This is a genomic window from Pseudonocardia sp. HH130629-09 (assembly GCF_001294645.1).
In the GTDB taxonomy this organism is placed as follows: Bacteria; Actinomycetota; Actinomycetes; order Mycobacteriales; family Pseudonocardiaceae; genus Pseudonocardia.
Genome location: NZ_CP011868.1, coordinates 890994 through 907125, shown reverse-complemented (window position 1 = coordinate 907125; position 16132 = coordinate 890994). Strand labels below are relative to the sequence as shown.

13 protein-coding genes, 1 tRNA gene and 3 pseudogenes are annotated in these 16132 nt (G+C 72.6%); 7 read left to right on the top strand and 10 right to left on the bottom strand.

Annotated elements, in window-relative coordinates; translation table 11 throughout:
- Nucleotides 1-90: 90 nt before the first annotated feature.
- The gene (gene istA / locus XF36_RS04305; RefSeq protein ID WP_145981219.1) at nucleotides 91-1350 is read left to right on the top strand and encodes an IS21 family transposase; all 1260 of its coding nucleotides are present in this window, start codon (nucleotides 91-93) and stop codon (nucleotides 1348-1350) included.
- Nucleotides 1347-2198: an IS21-like element helper ATPase IstB gene (gene istB, locus XF36_RS04300; RefSeq protein WP_060713594.1), complete on the top strand. Its 852-nt coding sequence runs from the start codon at nucleotides 1347-1349 to the stop codon at nucleotides 2196-2198. Before istA ends, istB begins: the two co-directional genes overlap by 4 nt.
- Before the next feature lie 48 nt (nucleotides 2199-2246).
- On the opposite strand, the gene XF36_RS30010 is transcribed toward istB, so the two are convergent.
- Entirely contained in the window at nucleotides 2247-3110 is an 864-nt protein-coding gene (locus tag XF36_RS30010; RefSeq protein WP_168169456.1) for a suppressor of fused domain protein, read from the bottom strand.
- Nucleotides 3111-4217: 1107 nt separating this feature from the next.
- Here XF36_RS30010 and XF36_RS32070 point away from each other — a divergent pair.
- Nucleotides 4218-4322: transfer RNA gene (locus XF36_RS32070), tRNA-Trp, on the top strand.
- 90 nt (nucleotides 4323-4412) lie between these two features.
- Here the strand turns inward: XF36_RS32070 and XF36_RS04295 are convergent.
- Nucleotides 4413-5236 (bottom strand): annotated as a pseudogene (locus XF36_RS04295) (amidohydrolase family protein).
- A 500-nt stretch (nucleotides 5237-5736) separates the two neighbouring features.
- Nucleotides 5737-5883, bottom strand: a pseudogene (locus tag XF36_RS33680) (MarR family transcriptional regulator); the annotation flags it as partial.
- A gap of 151 nt (nucleotides 5884-6034) precedes the next feature.
- On the opposite strand from XF36_RS33680, the gene XF36_RS04290 reads away from it, so the two are divergent.
- Nucleotides 6035-6952, top strand: coding sequence for an alpha/beta hydrolase (locus tag XF36_RS04290; protein WP_060710973.1), 918 nt, complete (start codon nucleotides 6035-6037; stop codon nucleotides 6950-6952).
- 179 nt (nucleotides 6953-7131) lie between these two features.
- Nucleotides 7132-8483, top strand: a pseudogene (locus XF36_RS04285) (DHA2 family efflux MFS transporter permease subunit).
- Between the two features lie 16 nt (nucleotides 8484-8499).
- Here XF36_RS04285 and XF36_RS04280 read toward each other — a convergent pair.
- From XF36_RS04280 to XF36_RS31265, 7 genes are all read right to left on the bottom strand, one after another.
- Nucleotides 8500-9309 carry a D-glutamate cyclase family protein gene (locus XF36_RS04280; protein WP_060710972.1) on the bottom strand — a complete coding sequence of 270 codons (810 nt, stop codon included), beginning with the start codon at nucleotides 9307-9309 and terminating at the stop codon, nucleotides 8500-8502.
- Nucleotides 9306-10637: an MFS transporter gene (locus XF36_RS04275; protein WP_060710971.1), complete on the bottom strand. Its 1332-nt coding sequence runs from the start codon at nucleotides 10635-10637 to the stop codon at nucleotides 9306-9308. The genes XF36_RS04280 and XF36_RS04275 overlap by 4 nt, the downstream gene beginning before the upstream one ends.
- A 181-nt stretch (nucleotides 10638-10818) precedes the next feature.
- The gene (locus XF36_RS04270) at nucleotides 10819-11292 is read right to left on the bottom strand and encodes a VOC family protein (protein ID WP_226351833.1); all 474 of its coding nucleotides are present in this window, start codon (nucleotides 11290-11292) and stop codon (nucleotides 10819-10821) included.
- A gap of 11 nt (nucleotides 11293-11303) precedes the next feature.
- Nucleotides 11304-12251 carry a biotin-dependent carboxyltransferase family protein gene (locus tag XF36_RS04265; RefSeq protein ID WP_060710969.1) on the bottom strand — a complete coding sequence of 316 codons (948 nt, stop codon included), beginning with the start codon at nucleotides 12249-12251 and terminating at the stop codon, nucleotides 11304-11306.
- Entirely contained in the window at nucleotides 12248-12895 is a 648-nt protein-coding gene (locus XF36_RS04260) for a 5-oxoprolinase subunit B family protein (RefSeq protein ID WP_060710968.1), read from the bottom strand. Before XF36_RS04260 ends, XF36_RS04265 begins: the two co-directional genes overlap by 4 nt.
- The gene (locus XF36_RS04255; protein WP_349675534.1) at nucleotides 12892-13683 is read right to left on the bottom strand and encodes a 5-oxoprolinase subunit PxpA; all 792 of its coding nucleotides are present in this window, start codon (nucleotides 13681-13683) and stop codon (nucleotides 12892-12894) included. Before XF36_RS04255 ends, XF36_RS04260 begins: the two co-directional genes overlap by 4 nt.
- On the bottom strand, nucleotides 13680-14354 hold the full coding sequence (locus tag XF36_RS31265; RefSeq protein WP_060710967.1) for a GntR family transcriptional regulator: 675 nt from the start codon (nucleotides 14352-14354) through the stop codon (nucleotides 13680-13682). The genes XF36_RS04255 and XF36_RS31265 overlap by 4 nt, the downstream gene beginning before the upstream one ends.
- Nucleotides 14355-14535: 181 nt before the next feature.
- Here XF36_RS31265 and XF36_RS04245 point away from each other — a divergent pair, with 181 nt between their 5' ends.
- The gene (locus tag XF36_RS04245) at nucleotides 14536-15168 is read left to right on the top strand and encodes a class I SAM-dependent methyltransferase (protein ID WP_168169455.1); all 633 of its coding nucleotides are present in this window, start codon (nucleotides 14536-14538) and stop codon (nucleotides 15166-15168) included.
- 1 nt (nucleotide 15169) lies between these two features.
- On the top strand, nucleotides 15170-16129 hold the full coding sequence (locus XF36_RS04240) for an asparaginase (protein ID WP_060710965.1): 960 nt from the start codon (nucleotides 15170-15172) through the stop codon (nucleotides 16127-16129).
- The last annotated feature ends 3 nt before the right edge of the window (nucleotides 16130-16132 follow it).

The following is a 16132-nucleotide window of genomic DNA, read 5'->3' as shown; positions in this document are numbered from 1 at the left end:
GTCTCGTGACACTCACCGTGTCGACGACGGGCTCAGACTGACCCCCTAGCGTCGGCTTGGGATTGACCCCCTCTGCACGACGCTGAGGGGGTGTTGTCGGTGGAGGACTGGGCCGAGATCCGTCGTCTGCATCGGGCCGAGGGTGTCCCGATCAAGGAGATCGCCCGCCGGCTGGGGGTGGCCCGCAACACGGTGCGCTCCGCGTTGCGGGCGCCGGGCCCGCCGAAGCGGGAACGGGGCCCGCGGGGATCGCTGGCGGATGCGGTCGAGCCGCAGGTGCGGGCATTGCTGGCGCAGTTCCCACGCATGCCGGCCACGGTGATCGCAGAGCGGATCGGGTGGGAGCACTCGCTGACCGTGCTCAAGGACCGGATCCGCCAGATCCGCCCCGAGTATGTCGGGATCGACCCGGTCGACCGGGTCGCCTACGCACCGGGCGAGATCACCCAGTGCGACCTGTGGTTCCCCGAGACCACGATCCCCGTCGGCCCAGGCCAGGAACGGGTCCTACCGGTGCTGGTGATGACGCTGGGCTACTCGCGGTTCTTGTCCGCGACGATGATCCCCTCGCGCCAGGCCGGGGACATCCTGTCCGGGATGTGGCAGCTGATCAGCGACGTCGGGCGGGTGACCCGCACGCTGGTCTGGGACCGGGAGTCTGCGATCGGCGGGACCGGGCGGGTCTCGGCACCGGCCGCTGCGTTCGCCGGCACTCTGGCCACCCGGATCCGGCTTGCCCCACCGCGGGATCCGGAGTTCAAGGGGCTGGTCGAACGCAACAACGGCTACTTCGAGACCTCGTTCCTGCCCGGACGTCGCTTCGCCTCCCCAGCCGACTTCAACCACCAGATCGACGACTGGCTGGCCCGGGCCAACACCCGCACCGTCCGAGCGATCGGCGGCCGCCCGGTGGACGTGCTCGCCCACGACTACGCGGCGATGACTCCGCTGCCGCCGCTGGACCCGCCGATCGGGCTGGCCCAGCGGATCCGGCTGGCACGGGACTACTACGTCCGCGTCGATGCCAACGACTACTCCGTGGATCCGCAGATGATCGGCCGGTTCGTCGATGTCGCCGCCTCACCGCGCGAGGTCGTCGTCTACTGCGCCGGCCAGGTCGTCGCCCGTCACGACCGCAGCTGGGCCCGCCACGCGGTGATCACCGACCCGGCGCACCAGCACACCGCCGCGGCGATGCGCCGCGCCCTGGCCCACGACCGCAACACCCGACAGGCCGCAGCACGCCGTCACCTCGACGGCCACCCGGTGACCCTGCGCGCACTGCCCGACTACGACGCCCTGTTCGGTGTCGACTTCGTCTCCACTGCCGAGGAAGCGAGCAGCTCATGACAACCACACCACCGAAGATCACCACCGACCCCGCTGGGAGCTCGGGGCCGGCCGGTCCGGTGCTGGCCGCGGTCCCCGACGGACTGCCGGCGATGATCGCCTACCTGACCCGGGTCCTGAAGACCCCGACCATCGCGGCCAGCTGGGAACAGCTTGCCGCCCAGGCCCGTGAGGAGAACTGGTCGCACGAGGAGTATCTGGGCGCGCTGCTGCAGCGCCAGGTCGCCGACCGCGAGTCCAAGGGCACGGTCATGCGGATCCGCACCGCGCACTTCCCCCAGGTCAAGACCTTGGAGGACTTCAACCTCGACCATCTGCCCTCGCTGCGCCGCGACATCCTGGCCCACCTGGCCACGAGCACGTTCGTCGCCAAGTGCGAGAACGTGATCCTGCTCGGCCCGCCCGGGATCGGGAAGACCCACCTCGCGATCGGGCTCGGCGTCAAAGCCGCCCACGCCGGCTACTCGGTCCTGTTCGACACCGCCAGCAACTGGATCACCAGACTCGCCGCCGCGCACCAGAGCGGCCGGCTCGAGGCCGAGCTGAAGAAGATCCGCCGCTACAAACTGATCATCATCGACGAGGTCGGCTACATCCCGTTCGACCAGGACGCAGCGAACCTGTTCTTCCAGCTCATCGCTTCCCGCTATGAACAAGGCAGCGTCATGGTCACCAGCAATCTGCCCTTCGGCCGCTGGGGCGAGACCTTCTCCGACGACGTCGTCGCCGCAGCCATGATCGACCGCCTCGTCCACCACGCCGAAGTCCTGACCCTGTCCGGGGACTCCTACCGCACCCGCGCCCGACGCGAGCTCCTGGCCAAACACAACCGCGCCAGCAACGACTGACCATCACCACACCACGCCGGGGGTCAGTTCCAATCCGTCGCTACGGGGTCACTCCCAACCCGCCGTTGACACACCGCAGGTTAGGCTTTCCCAGGGTAGCTCCCGACGTGAGCGTCGCCTACGCTTCTGTGCCCGCTCCCGCGTGCGCCTCTGGGCTCGAGTCTCCGGAGACACAGTGCAGGCCCGATCGATGTCGAGAACTAGCACGTCGTTCTCCATCAGGCGAACGTTGAGTTCTGCCGGACCTTCTGTGCGTTTCAAATGGCACTCACCGATGGTGATTGGCTGAACCCACAAGACGTGCAAGTGGGCGCCGTCACCAATATCAAAGTGGAAAAACTCTTCCTGCTCCAAGACCGCTGGCAAGAAGTACGACGCTGCAAGAAGCGAACCTTCGAAGAACGGTTCGAATCCGGGCCCATTTGAGACGGTCTGTTCAGGACCGAGCCAAGTCGATTCCCTGTGCGGGTAGCGAGCCAACCGGACCAAGAGCTGCAGCGGTACGTAGCCGTCCGGGTCTCCGAAGTCCCAGTCGGCCGGGAGGTATAGGAGTAATTCCGCTCTGGAATACTCCTCATTGCCCACGAAGTCGTCAGGTGCCGCGACTACGGCCCCGGTCGATAAATCTCGAACCTCGATACTGCTCGTGTCGTTGACATTCATACGGGTAAGACCCATACCGCAAGTTGCTAACGTGAGAAACGGCCTGCCCTCAGTAGAGGGGTACAAGTGCACGTTAATCTTGATCTCATCAGAATGTTGCCAGTGATCGTCGAAGAAGACCATCGACGTCTCGACAAGAAACTCTTCGTAATGGTCAGTAAGTATTGATTCGTAAGCTATAAAGGCGTCGAGATAGCCGGGATCGGAAGGATCAGCCGTGGCTGTCGGCCCGCCGATGGCTGCCTGCACGTCCTGACTGTCTGATTCCTCCGGTGTGTGGGACATGCCGCACGGTACCGTCGGTTTGAACGGCACAGTCGCAAGACGCGCCCTCGCCGGGCGGGCAGGTCTCCGAGATGGCCGGGGCGCGGCATCACGCCGACCTCCGTGAACGGCTACCACACGGCGGCACGTGGGCAGAGCTTGGCGCGTCCGGCCGCCGGTATCGTCGAGGGCTGCCCCCGGCCCACCGCGCGGTCGGGCTGTGCCAGGTCGACGAGATGCCGCACGAGCCCCGGTGTGGGTTGGCACCCGTTGCAGATCCGGCACCTCATTACCGAGCCGGTCCGTCAGGGAAAAGTAGCCGACAGTACGTATGCACACATAAACGTAGTCCGGCGCCCATAGCCGCTAGCCGGTCTCAGTCCAGAGATGACCGCTTGCCGCACGAATCGAACCTATGGTCGAAGAACTCGACTGGACACAGTCCGTGACACCGGTGCGTCGATAGGGTGACGTCCGGTAGGGGCAATCCGTCCCTACTGGAGGGTTGCCGCCTACCGGGAATCCGTACTGGCATGCGGAAACTACATGACGATGGCGCGCTCGTCACCCCGTGGGGGTGGCAGATCCTCCGAACGCACTCGGAGTTCCGGGAGGAACGCCATGGCAGTACCTCAGGTTCCCGCTCCTGGCGGGGGCAAGCGTGAGCGCGACCGCAACAAGGATGGCTCATGGCGGGAGAAGCGCAGCGACGCCGGAAAGAAGCGCGGTAAGAAGTAGCCGCTGACTACAGGCCCGGTCGGAGCCCACGCTCTGGCCGGGCCTCGGTGGGTGCCGTAGGTCGCGGTCGAGGGCCCGCTGAGTGACTAACTGAGTGACAACCGACCCGCGAACTGCCGGACCGCCACGGACGTCACTGGACAGCTGACCAGCGCGGACGAGCGGCGCAGACCAGTTCAACAGCGATATGCGGGTGCCTGGCAGGCGAGAGGTCCTTCGTCAAACCACTCGGCACAGTAAGTGGGCGACCGGTATCCGCGTCGAGTACCCGACGGGCGGGCCGAGAGACCGGATTGAGGACCGCTTACGTACGTCGCTCGACCCTCACCGGTAAGCACCGGCGATGATCCAGCGGCGCCCTTACTGGGTCCTACCAGCACAGATGACGCTGGCGGACCATCGCTGAAGATCTGACGCCAGATCAGCGGGTTCGGGGTTCAAGTCCCTGACGGCGCACCACCGATTCTGTGGGGGTAGGACGTCATCGTCCTACCCCCACAGCTCGTCCTGTCCCCTGCAGCTCATGGTGCCGACGGTTCCCGGCCGTGCTCATCCCGGCAGCCCCAGCAGCCGTTCGGCGTTGAGGTGGGCGATCTTCTCCATCGCGAGCGGGGGCAGGTCCGCCTCGCGAAGGAACGCCCGGGCGCCGTCATTGCCCAGCATCGGGTAGTCGACGCTGAACATGATCCGGTCCACCCCGACCGTCTCGACGCAGAACCGGAGCTGGACCTGGTTGAACATCCCGCTCGGGGTGATGTGGACGTTCTCCTGGAAGTAGTCCCCGACCGGACGGTCCAGGTGGGTGATCCGCTGAGGCAGGGCCTCCTCGATCCGCTCGAGGTAGAAGGGGACCATCTCGCCCCAGTGGCCGAGGACGAGCTGCAGGTCCGGGTACCGGTCGAACACCCCGGCGAGGACAAGATGGAGGAAGTGGGTCCCCGTCTCGACGTGCCAGCCCCAGGCACTGGCCTGCAGCCGGGCCGTGACGATCGGGTCGAGCCCGCCCTCGTAGGTCGGCCGGGAGGTCTCGACCGGCGGGACGCCCGGGTGCAGATAGATGGGCACCCGCAGCTCCGCCGACCGCCGCAGGACGGGTCGAACCGGGGCTCGTCGAGGAACCCGCCCCCGGTCCGGCCGTTGATCATGGATCCGACGAACCCGAGCTCACCGACGGCGCGGTCGAGCTCGTCGGCGGCGGCCTCCGGCACGGCCGTCGGCAGCGCGGCGAAGGCGGCGAAGCGGTCCGGGTGCGCCGCGACGGCCGCCGCCGTGCGGTCGTTGACCTTCCGGACGAGCTCCACGGCGACGTCGGCGGGCAGCTGCTGGGTGGAGGGGGTGGACAGGACCTGCACGGAGATGCCATGGGCGTCCATGTCGGCGATCCGCCCCTCCCCCAGATCGAGGAGCACCTCGGGCGCCGGCGTGTAGGGGTACCCCGTCCCCGGGGCGTACGCCGCGGCGGAGCCGGGGCTGAGCCGCTCGGCCTCGGGCCTGCTCGCCCGCGCGACGTCGAGATCCGGGAAGTGCTCCTCGAGCGCGATGATCCGCATCGCGGCCTCCGTCCCGGACGGGTCGATCGTGCCTGGCACGTCGAGGCTAGCGGGCTACGGGGCTGCCGGCCCACGACGACATCCTGCGAAGCCCTGGCCCCCGCGGTCTGCTCCACCGGTCCGAGCAGGGCGAGCAGGATCCGTGCCAGCTCGGCCCGGTCCTGCGGCGGGATCCGCGCGAGCCTGCGGTCGAACTCCCGTGCCAGCGCGGCGAGCGCCCGGTCGCGGGCGGCCTCCCCCTCGACGGTCAGGACGAGCCGGTGGCGGCGCAGGTCGGCGTCGTCGATCTCCCGGCGCAGGTAACCGAGGCCGACCAGGGTGCGCACGTACGCCGTCACGCTCGCCTTCGGGATGACCAGCGTCGCGGCGAGCTGGGCCGGGTAGGGGGACGTGGCGACCTCGGCGAGGACGAAGAACTCCTTCGTCTCCAGGCCCAGCTCCGCCAGGTCGGCGACGCACTCCTCCAGCACGACGGTCAGCAGCCGATGGTTCAGCGACCACAGCTGCGCGGCGTCGACCGACACGAGGGCCTCCCATTCCGTACGATGTCGAACAGAGTCGAAATCGAACTACCTGCATGTCGAACTTCGACCGCTGTCGACCCTAGACGGAGGGGCTCCCGTGCCACTGCAGCACATCACGATCCCGCGCGGGCCCATCCAGCTCGCCGCCGATCTCCACCTGCCACCCGGCCCCGACGGGTCGGCTCCCCGGCCCGCCGTGGTGCTGTCGACCCCGGGTAGCAGTGTCAAGGAGCAGATCGGCGCCGAGTACGCCCGCCGTCTCGCCGACCGCGGCATCGCCGCGCTCGTCCTCGACCCGGCGCACCAGGGCCGCAGTGGTGGCGAGCCGCGCGACCTCGAGGACCCGTACCGGCGGGGCGAGGACATCAGCTACGCACTCGACGCACTGGACACCACGGCCGGGATCGACCCCCGACGCATCGGCGTGCTCGGCATCTGCGCCGGTGGCGGGTACGCCGTCCACACCGCCCGCACCGACCACCGCATCAGGGCCGTGGGCGTGGTCGTCCCCGTGGACATCGGCACCGCGTTCCGCGTCGTCGCGCCCGACGGTCCCGTCGCCGCACTCGGCGCCATGGCGGACGCCCGTTCGGCCGAGAACCGCGCAGGACATCTCACCCGCGAGAAGTGGCTCCCCGACAACGCCGAGGAGGCCGCCGCGCTCGGAGTGGACGACATCGACACGACACAGGCGATCCGGTACTACCGCACCGGACGGGGCGGGAGCGAGTACTCGACGAACCGTCGCCTCGCGCGGGGGGACTCCCTGCTGCTCGGGTACGACGCGTTCCACCTGGTCGACCCGCTCATGACCCAACCCCTGCAGGTCGTCCTGGCCGGCCGCGTCGGCACCACCGGATCCTCCGAGGCCGGCATGCGGCTCTGGGAGACGGCCCCGAACCCCGTGGACCTCATGGTGGTCGACGGGGCGGGCCACTACGAGATGTACGACGAGCCCACCTACGTCGACGCCGCGGTCGAACGGCTCGCCGGCTTCTACTCCACCCACCTGTAGGCATCGGGCCCGACCGCCGCACCCGGCACCGCGGGGCAGGCTATCGTCACTCCCAGTTCGTTAGCTCCGGACAAGGAGATGTCGTGGGGAACGACGTCGTCGTACCGGCCGGTCCCGCCGGACGCCGGCACCGGCTGCTGATCCTGGCCGTGCTCTGCACCAGCATCCTGATCGTCTCGATGGACGTCACGATCATCAACGTGGCGCTGCCCGCGCTCGTCGCGGACCTGCACGCCTCGATCACCGAGCTGCAGTGGACCGTCGACGCCTACACCGTCGTCCTGGCCTGCTTCCTGATGCTGGCCGGCGCGACGGCGGACCGGGTCGGGCGCCGCCGCGTCTTCCGGACCGGGCTCGTTGTGTTCGGCATCGGGTCGCTGCTGTGCAGCCTGGCTCCGACGGTCGGCTGGCTGATCGGGGCGCGGGTGGTGCAGGCCCTCGGCGGCGCGATGCTCACCCGGTCGCCATGTCGATCATCACCAACGTCTTCACCGACGCCCGGGAGCGGGCCCGCGCGATCGGGGTGTGGGGCGCGATGGTCGGCATCTCGCTGGGCCTCGGCCCGCTGCTCGGCGGGCTGCTCGTGGACACCGTCGGCTGGCGGGCGATCTTCCGGGTGAACATCCCCGTGGTGCTGGCGGCGTGGGTCCTGACGGCGCGGCTCGTCCCGGAGTCGCGGGCCGCCCGTCCGCGGCGGGCCGACCCGGTGGGGCAGCTCCTGGTGGTGGCGCTGCTCGGGTCGACGGTGGCGGCGGTGATCGAGGGGCCGCGGCTGGGCTGGTCGTCGGCGGGGGTGCTCGGGCTGGTGGCGCTGGGCGTCGGCGCGCTGGTCCTGCCGGTCGTCTGGGAGCGGCGGCATCCCGAACCCCTGGTGGAGCTGCGGTTCTTCCGCAGCGCCCCGTTCACCTCGGCGACGGTGATCGCGGTCTGCGCGTTCGCGGCGTTCGGCTCGCTGCTGTTCCTGTCCGCGCTCTACCCGCAGGACGTGCGGGGGCTCAGCGCCCTGCAGGCCGGGCTGACCCTGCTGCCGGCCGCCGTCGCGACGACGGTGGTCGCGCCGCTGGCCGGGCGGATGGTAGCCGCGCGCGGGGCCCGGCTGCCGCTCGCCCTCGGCGGGACGGCGATGGTGGCGGTCGCGCTGACCTTCTCCCAGCTCTCCCCCGCCACCCCGCTGTGGCTCGTGCTCGTCGCGCACGGGGTGTTCGGCTGCGGGTTCGCGCTGCTCAACCCGCCGATCACGAACACGGCGGTGAACGGGATGCCGCCCGAGCGGGCCGGCGTCGCCGCGGCGGTGGCCTCGACCAGCAGGCAGGCCGGGCGGTCGTTCGGCGTCGCGATCAGCGGGACCGTGGTCGCCACCGTGGCGAGCACCGCCGCCGGGGTCGCGACGGCGTGGGCGGTCGTGGTGCCGCTGACCGTCGTGGTCGTGGTGCTCGGCGTGCCGGGGACCACGGCGCGGGCGCACGCGTCCGCGGCCCGGGTCGCGGCACTGTTCCCCGCGGCACCGTCGTCCCCCGCCCGCGCGGCCTGAGCGGGGGACGGCGGCGTCATCCGTGCGGAGCGGCGCCCGCAGCGGCGTCGACGGAGTGGTCCAGCACGACCATGTGCCCGGCCGCGTGGGTGAACACGTACTCGGCACCGCAGCCGGGCAGGGCCAGCTGCGGGGTCACCCCGCACGCCCAGAAGACCGGCACGTCACCCTCCTCGACCACCGGCTCCGGCCCGAAGTCCGGCCGGGCCAGGTCCGAGATCCCGATCGCGGCGGGGTCCCCGACGTGCACCGGCGCGCCGTGCCCGGTCGGGTAGCGCGCCGTCACCTCGACGGCCCGGTCGACGAGCGCGGCGGGCACCGCGCGCATGCTCACCACCAGCGGTCCGTGCACCCGGCCCGCCGGCACGGTCGGGCGGGTCGTGACGTACACCGCGGGCGCGGACGAGTGCGGGTTGCGCCGCACCGGGACCCCGGCCCGTTCCAGGGGCTCCTCGAAGGTGTGGCTGCACCCGAGCAGGAACGCCACCGAGTCCGCGCGCCACCGGTCGCGCAGGTCGGTCGGCTCGCCGTCCTCGACGCCGTGGAGCCAGGTCCGGTAGCGCGGGAAGTCGGTGCGGACGTCGACCCGGGTGTCCCCGACGGTGACGACCGGGTCGCCGGTGTCGCCGACGCCGAGCAGCGGGCACGGCGTCGGGTTCCGCACGCAGAAGAGCAGGAAGTCGTACGCCGTCGCCTGCGGGACCACCACCAGGTTGGCCTGCTGGTACCCGCCGAACAGGCCCGCGGTGGGCCCGGTCCAGCTCCCGGCGGCGGCCAGTGCGCGGAGCTCGGCCGGGGTGGCGGGCGCCGTCGTCGCGGCGGTCACCGGGCCGGCTCCCGGCGGGCGGTCTCGCGGACGGTGAGCAGGGTCAGCAGTGCGACGACCGTCGCGACCATCAGCAGGTAGCCGGGTGCGAGCGGGTCGCCGGTGACCGAGGCCAGCCAGGTCGCGAGGAACGGGGTGAGACCGCCGCCGATGATCGTCCCGCCGTTGAAGGCCAGGGACAGGCCGGTGTAGCGGACCCGGGTCGGGAACTGCTCGGCGTAGGTCGGGTAGGTGACGGCCTGCACGACCGGCATCGGCAGGGCCAGCAGGAACATGCCGAGGACGGCCAGGGTGAAGTCGCCGGTGCCCATCAACGCCATCGTCGGGAGGATCAGCACGGAGTAGCCGAGGAACCCGGCGACGATGAGCTTCTTGCGGCCGTAGCGGTCCGACAGCGCGCCGGCGAGCGGCATCAGGCACGCCACGAACAGCCCGATCGCGGCCATCAGCCAGAACGTGCTCGACGTCGGGTAGCCCAGCTCCGAGGTCAGGTAGATGTTCATGAAGATCAGGCCGATCCAGTAGCCCGCGTTCGCCCCGGTGGCCAGCAGCAGCACGGTCACCAGCGCGCGCCGGTGGTGGGTGAGCACCTCCCGCACCGGGGCCTGGGGCAGCTCGCCCGCCGCGCGGCTCCGCTCGAACTCCTCGGAGTCCTCCAGCCGGTGCCGGGCGATCAGGGTGAGCACCACCAGCGGTAGCGCGAGCAGGAACGGGATCCGCCAGCCGAACGCCGACAGCTGCTCGGCGTTCAGCAGGGTCGAGGTGACCCCCGCGACCAACGCCGCGGTGCCGCCACCGAGCGCGACCCCGACCGGCGTGAAGGACCCGAAGAAGCCGCGTCGGCCCGCCGGGGAGGCCTCGGCGAGGTAGGTGGCCGACCCGGTCACCTCGCCACCGGCGAAGAAGCCCTGCGCGAGCCGGGCGAGGACCAGCAGCGCGGGGGCGAGCAGGCCCGCGGTGTCCGCGGTCGGCAGCAGCCCGACCAGGGCGGTCGCGGTGCCCATCCCGGTGACCGTGAACACCAGGACCGGCTTGCGGCCCAGGCGGTCGCCGAGCCGGCCGAGGACGATGCCGCCCAGCGGGCGCATGAGGAACGCGCTGCCGAACACCGCCAGCATCGACAGTAGTGAGGCGACCGGATCGGCGCTGGGGAAGAACAGCGGCCCGATGACGACGGCGAGGTAGCCGTAGACGCCGAACTCGTAGTACTCGACGGCGGTCCCGGACGCGGCGGCGAGCGCCGCGCGGCGGGACCGGGCCGGGCTCGGCGACGGGGTGGAGTGGGTCTCGGCGGCCCGCCCGGTGGGGGCGTCGCTTGATAGGGTCATGGGTGTCTCCCGGTGGGGGTCCCGCTGCTGCGGGCAGGCGTGATCGCAATGTGGTGGGCGGAGCAGACCCGGCGCGCGCGAGACGGCGACACCGGTGGCACAGCGGGTCATCGGCGGGCGGCATCCCGCCGATGACCCCGGCCGCGGGCCCGTCCGGGGACGGGCCGCGACCGTGTGGGGATCAGACGGCGAACAGCTGCTCGGGGTCGGCGAAGGCCTTGAACTCGAGCGCGTTGCCCGCGGGGTCGAGGAAGAACATCGTCCACTGCTCCCCCGGCTCCCCCTCGAACCGCACGTACGGCTCGATGACGAACCGCGTGCCGGCGGCGGTCAGCCGCTCGGCCAGTGCGCGGAACTCCGGGACGCTCAGCACGAGCCCGAAGTGCGGGACCGGCACGTCGTGGCCGTCGACGGGGTTGGTGCCGGCGACGCCCGCGCGCGGGGTGTCCGACGGCTCGCCGACCTGGTGGGTGACGACCTGGTGGCCGGCGACGTTCCAGTCGGTCCAGCGCTCGGCGGAGCGGCCGCGGGGGAAGCCGAGCAGGGTGCCGTAGAACTCGCGGGCCGCCTCGATGTCGTCCACCGGGATCGCCAGGTGGAACGGCGGGCGCACGGAGGTGACGATCGCGGCGGGTTCCGTGGTCGGTGCGGACACAGGGGTACCTCTCATCCTTCGGTGTCGCGCCGGGACGGGATGGCGTCCAGACGCAGGGGGTCCCCGGGCCGGAGCTGGCCGAGGAGGTCGATGTCGGCGTCGGCGACGACGCCGACCACCGGGTAGCCGCCGGTCACGGGGTGATCGGCGAGGAACAGGATGGGCTCGCCCGAGGGCGGGACCTGGACGGCGCCGAGCGGCACGCCCTCGCTGGGCAGCGACCGGTCGCCGACGGCGAGGGTGGCGCCGGTGAGCCGGATGCCGACCCGGTCGCAGTGCCCGGAGACGCGCCACGGCGCGCGCCGGAGCAGGGCGCGGTCGGCAGGACCGAGGACGCCGTCGCGGGGGCCCCAGTGGAACCGGACCCGGGTCGCGGGACCGGGCAGCCGGGGCGCGGCGAGCTCGACCGGCACGGCGGGCGGCTCGCCCGGCACGGGGCCGAGCGGCAGGTCGACGCCCGGGGCGACGGCGGGCGGGCCGAGCCCGGTCAGCGAGTCCCGGGCGCGGGACCCGAGCACGGGGGCGGGTCGGATCCCACCGCCGACGGCGAGGTAGCTGCGCAGCCCGCGCGGCGGGATCCCGAGCCGCAGCCGCGCGCCGGCCGGGACCCGCACGCAGCGGGAGTCGGCGACCGGGCAGCCGTCGAGGGTGACCGGGACCGGGGCGCCGGTGACCGCGACCCAGCGCGGCACGTCGAGGACTACCGCGAGACCGCCCAGGGTGACCTCGACGGCGGCTTCTCCGGGCCGGTTGCCGACCAGCCGGTTCGCAGTGGCGAAGGCGGCCCGGTCGACCGGCCCGGACGCGGTGACGCCGAGATGCGCGAGCCCGGGGCGGCCCGGGTCCTGCACGCTGGCGCCCGGCCGGGCGTCGAGCACCCGCAGCCGCGGGCCGGGGCCGGGATCCGCGGCGGGCGGGACGGTGGCGGCGCGGGCGGGCGGGTCGAGCAGCGCGGTCATGCAGGCGCCTCCACGAAGCGGACGTGATCGCCGAGCGCGAGCCGGTTGGGCGGGGTGGCGTCGACGTCCCAGAGGACCGCCGTGGTCGTGCCGATCTGGTGCCAGCCACCGGGCGTCCCACCCGGGTACACGACGGTCTGGTTCCCGGCGATCGCGACCACACCGGCCTCCACCCGGGGCCGCGGGGTGGACAGCCGCGGCAGCCGCAGCGCGTCGGGGAGGCCGTCGAGGTAGGCGAAACCGGGGGCGAAGCCGAAGAAGCCGACCTGGTGGGTCGCCGCGGCGTGCGCCCGGGCGACCTCGGCCGGGGTGGTCCCGAGCCGGTCGGCGACGGCGGGCAGGTCGGCGCCGTCGTAGCGGACGCCGACCTCGACCGTCCGGGCAGGCGGGACGGGGGTCCCCGCGTCGGTGACGGTGGTGGCGGCGGCGACGGTGGCAAGGGTCCGCAGGTGGCGGCGCAGCGCGGCCATCCGGGTGCCGGGGCGCGCGACGACGAGCACGGTGGCCGCGGCCGGGACGATGTCGGTCACCCAGGCGTCCCAGCCGTCGGTCGCGGCGCCGTCGGCGACCGCACGAACGGTCCCGGGGAGGCAGTCCACGATCCAGGACCGGTCGCCGGCGCGGCGCACGGCGGGCGCGGTCACCGGGCCGCCCCGGCGAGCGGGGCCAGCGGGGCCGCACCGCAGCCGATCCCGGCGGCGGACAGGGCGTCGCGGGCGGCGCGGGCCAGTGCGTCGGCGCCGGGGGTGTCGCCGTGCACGCACAGCGCGGCGACCGCGCCGCCGGGCGGGCGGACGCTGACGACGGTCCCGTCGACGGCGGTGACCGTCCCGTCGCGGGCGACCGAGACGGCGCGGGCGGCGGCCTCGGCGGGATCGCGGACCAGGTCACCGGGCCGTCCGCGCGGGACGAGGCCCCCGGCCGCGGTGTAGCCGCGGTCGAGGAACGCCTCGGCGCGCGGGCCGAGACCGGCCGCGAGCGCACGCTCCCACACCTCGGTGCCGGGCAGGCACAGCAACAGCAGGCCCGGGTCGACGAGCCGGACCGCCTCGACGAGGGCGTCGGCGTGGTCGGGGTGGGTGCCGGTGGCGTGGTAGAGCGCGCCGTGCGCCTTGACGTACCCGACCCGGGTGCCGGCCGCCGCGGCGAACACCGAGAGCGCGCCGATCTGGTAGACGACGTCGTTGACCAGCGTGTCGCGGGCGACGTCGACGAAGCGGCGCCCGAACCCGGCGAGGTCGCGGTAGGAGACGTGGGCCCCGACCGCCACGCCGCGGGCCGCGCAGTCGTCGCAGGTGCGGCGCATGACGTCCGGGTCTCCGGCGTGGAAGCCGCAGGCGACGTTGGCGGCGTCGACGACGTCGAGCAGCGGCCGGTCGTCCGGCACCCAGGCGCCGAAGCCCTCCCCGACGTCGGTGTTCAGCGCGATCACCGCGCGTCCCGTCCGGCCCAGAACGCCGACAGCTCGCCGCGGTCGGCCGACCAGGCCGCGTGCAGGCCGTCCTGGCCGCCGTCGATGTGGGCGAGCACGAGACGGCGGAGCTCGTCGGCGTCGCCGTCGGCCAGTGCCTGGACCATCCCGCGGTGCTCGTCCTGCACGCGGTCGTAGGCGCCGGTGCCGTGCACGTAGAACCGGGAGTAGGGCTCCAGGCGGTGGTAGAGCTGGGAGATCAGCTCGTAGCGCAGCGGCAGCCCGGCGAGCCGGTACATGTCCAGGTGGAACGCGAGGTTGGTGCGCGACCAGGTGGCGGCACCGGTGTCGGTGACCCGGTCCATCTCGCCGGCCATGCCGTCGAAGCGGGCGACGTCGCGCCGCGACACCCGTTCCGCGACGTGCGGGGCGAAGCTGGGCTCGACCATCCGGCGCAGGTCGTAGATCTCGTCGATCTCGGCCAGGTCCAGCTCGGTGACGAAGGTGCCGCGGCCGGGCTCGCTGCGCAGCAGCCCCTCCCCCACCAGGGTGCGCAGCGCCTCCCGCAGCGGGATGCGGCTCACGCCGTAGCGATCTGCGAGCTCCTCCTGCACCAGCCGGTGACCGGGCGGGTACACGCCCTCCACGATCGCGCGACGCAGGGCGTCGACCAGCGCGTCATCCGATGCCATGCGTTCTGTATACGGTGGATCCAACGTGTACGAAAGCCCCCGCCGTCGTGCTTGACAGGACCGACACCGCAGAACACACGGCAGGAACACACGGCAGGAGACACGGTCGTCGCGGCCGCGGCGGAGTGACCCGGGTCGCCCCGACATGACCGCGGAGCCCGCGGCCGCCACGATGGTGCGCATGGCCCGACCCGACCACGCCGTCTTCTTCAAGCGCTCGTTCTCGAAGATGGACCAGCTCGCGACCCCGTTCCTGACCGGGCGGCGGCTGTGCCGCCAGCTCGCCGGGGTGGTGCCGCGCGGCACGAACGGCATCGTCGTCGAGCTGGGGGCGGGGCCGGGCGTGCTCGCCGAGCCGATCCGCGAGCGCCTCGGCCCGCACGCGCGCTACCTCGCGATCGAGATCGACGAGGAGCTGGTCGCCCACCTGCGCCGGCACAAGCCGTGGCTGGAGGTCGTGCAGGGCGACGTCGCCGACCTGGACCGGATCCTCGACGAGGCCGGCATCACCGAGGTCGACGCGTTCGTCTCGACCCTGCCGTGGGCGGTGTTCCCGCAGACCCTGCGCCTGCAGGTCATGGGGACGATCGCGCGCCGGCTGACCCCGGGCGGGGTGATGAGCATGATCATCACCTGGATGGCGCTGCCGAACCGGGTGCGGGTGCTGCGCGACCTCCTCGACACCCACTTCGACGAGGTCGTGGAGACCGCGACCGAGTGGCGCAACCCGCCGCCCGCCCGCACCTTCCTGTGCCGGCGACCGCTCCCCCAGTTCAACGCCCTCGGCGGGCAGGACAGGCGCTCGGCGAGCTGACATGGTCGTCCCGCCCGTCCTCGCCGCCGCCGTCCCGCTGGCCGTCGTCGAGCGGCAGGGCACCGTCGAGTCGGTGCACCTGGGCACCGTGGCGGTGCACCACCCCGACGGCACCGTGACCGGCTGCGGCGACCCGGACGTGGTGTTCCTGCCGCGCTCGGCGCTCAAGCCGGTGCAGGCGGTCGCGATGTTGAAGGCCGGGCTGGACCTCGACGGAGAGCTGCTCGCGCTGGCCTGCGCCTCACACTCCGGCGAGCCCGGCCACGTCGACGGCGTGCGGCGCATCCTCGCCGGCGCCGGTCTCGACGAGACCGACCTGGACAACACCCCGGACCTGCCGCTGGGGGCGGCCGCCGCCGCGGACGCCCGCGCGGCGGGGACGGCGCCGTCGCCGGTGCTGCAGAACTGCTCGGGCAAGCACGCCGGGATGCTCGCCGCCTGTGTGGCCGCGGGCTGGCCGACGGCCGGCTACCGCGATCCCGCGCACCCGCTGCAGCGGCTGGTCCGGGACACCGTCGCCGAGCTGACCGGGGTGCCGGTTGGGGTCACCACCGTCGACGGCTGCGGCGCGCCGCTGTTCGGCAGCACTCCGGCCGGGCTGGCCCGGGCCTTCGCGACGCTGGCGACGGCCGCCCCGGACACCGTCGAGGGGCGGGTGGGGGCCGCGGTCCGCGCGCACCCGTGGTGGGTCGGCGGCACGGACCGGCCGGTGACCCGGCTCGCCGGCGCGGTGCCGGGCCTGGTCGCCAAGGACGGCGCCGAGGGCGTGCTGGCCGCGGCGCTGCCCGACGGGCGGGCGTTCGCCGTCACCGTGCTGGACGGGTCGCCGCGGCCGCTGCCGGTCGTCGCCCGCGCGGTGCTGGAGTCCCTCGGCGCCGGGTCGGCCGCGCTCACCGGGGCGACCCGGACCGATGTGCTCGGCCACGGCACGCCCGTGGGCGCGGTCCGCGCGCTGCTCTGAGCG

What these genes read in the sequence shown, in the direction of transcription:
- istB (WP_060713594.1), top strand. Translation starts at nt 1,347, where the DNA reads ATGACAACCACACCACCGAAGATCACCACCGACCCCGCTGGGAGCTCG.
- XF36_RS04275 (WP_060710971.1), bottom strand. Translation starts at nt 10,637, where the DNA reads ATGACCCTATCAAGCGACGCCCCCACCGGGCGGGCCGCCGAGACCCAC.
- XF36_RS04265 (WP_060710969.1), bottom strand. Translation starts at nt 12,251, where the DNA reads ATGACCGCGCTGCTCGACCCGCCCGCCCGCGCCGCCACCGTCCCGCCC.
- XF36_RS31265 (WP_060710967.1), bottom strand. Translation starts at nt 14,354, where the DNA reads ATGGCATCGGATGACGCGCTGGTCGACGCCCTGCGTCGCGCGATCGTG.
- XF36_RS04245 (WP_168169455.1), top strand. Translation starts at nt 14,536, where the DNA reads ATGGCCCGACCCGACCACGCCGTCTTCTTCAAGCGCTCGTTCTCGAAG.
- XF36_RS04240 (WP_060710965.1), top strand. Translation starts at nt 15,170, where the DNA reads ATGGTCGTCCCGCCCGTCCTCGCCGCCGCCGTCCCGCTGGCCGTCGTC.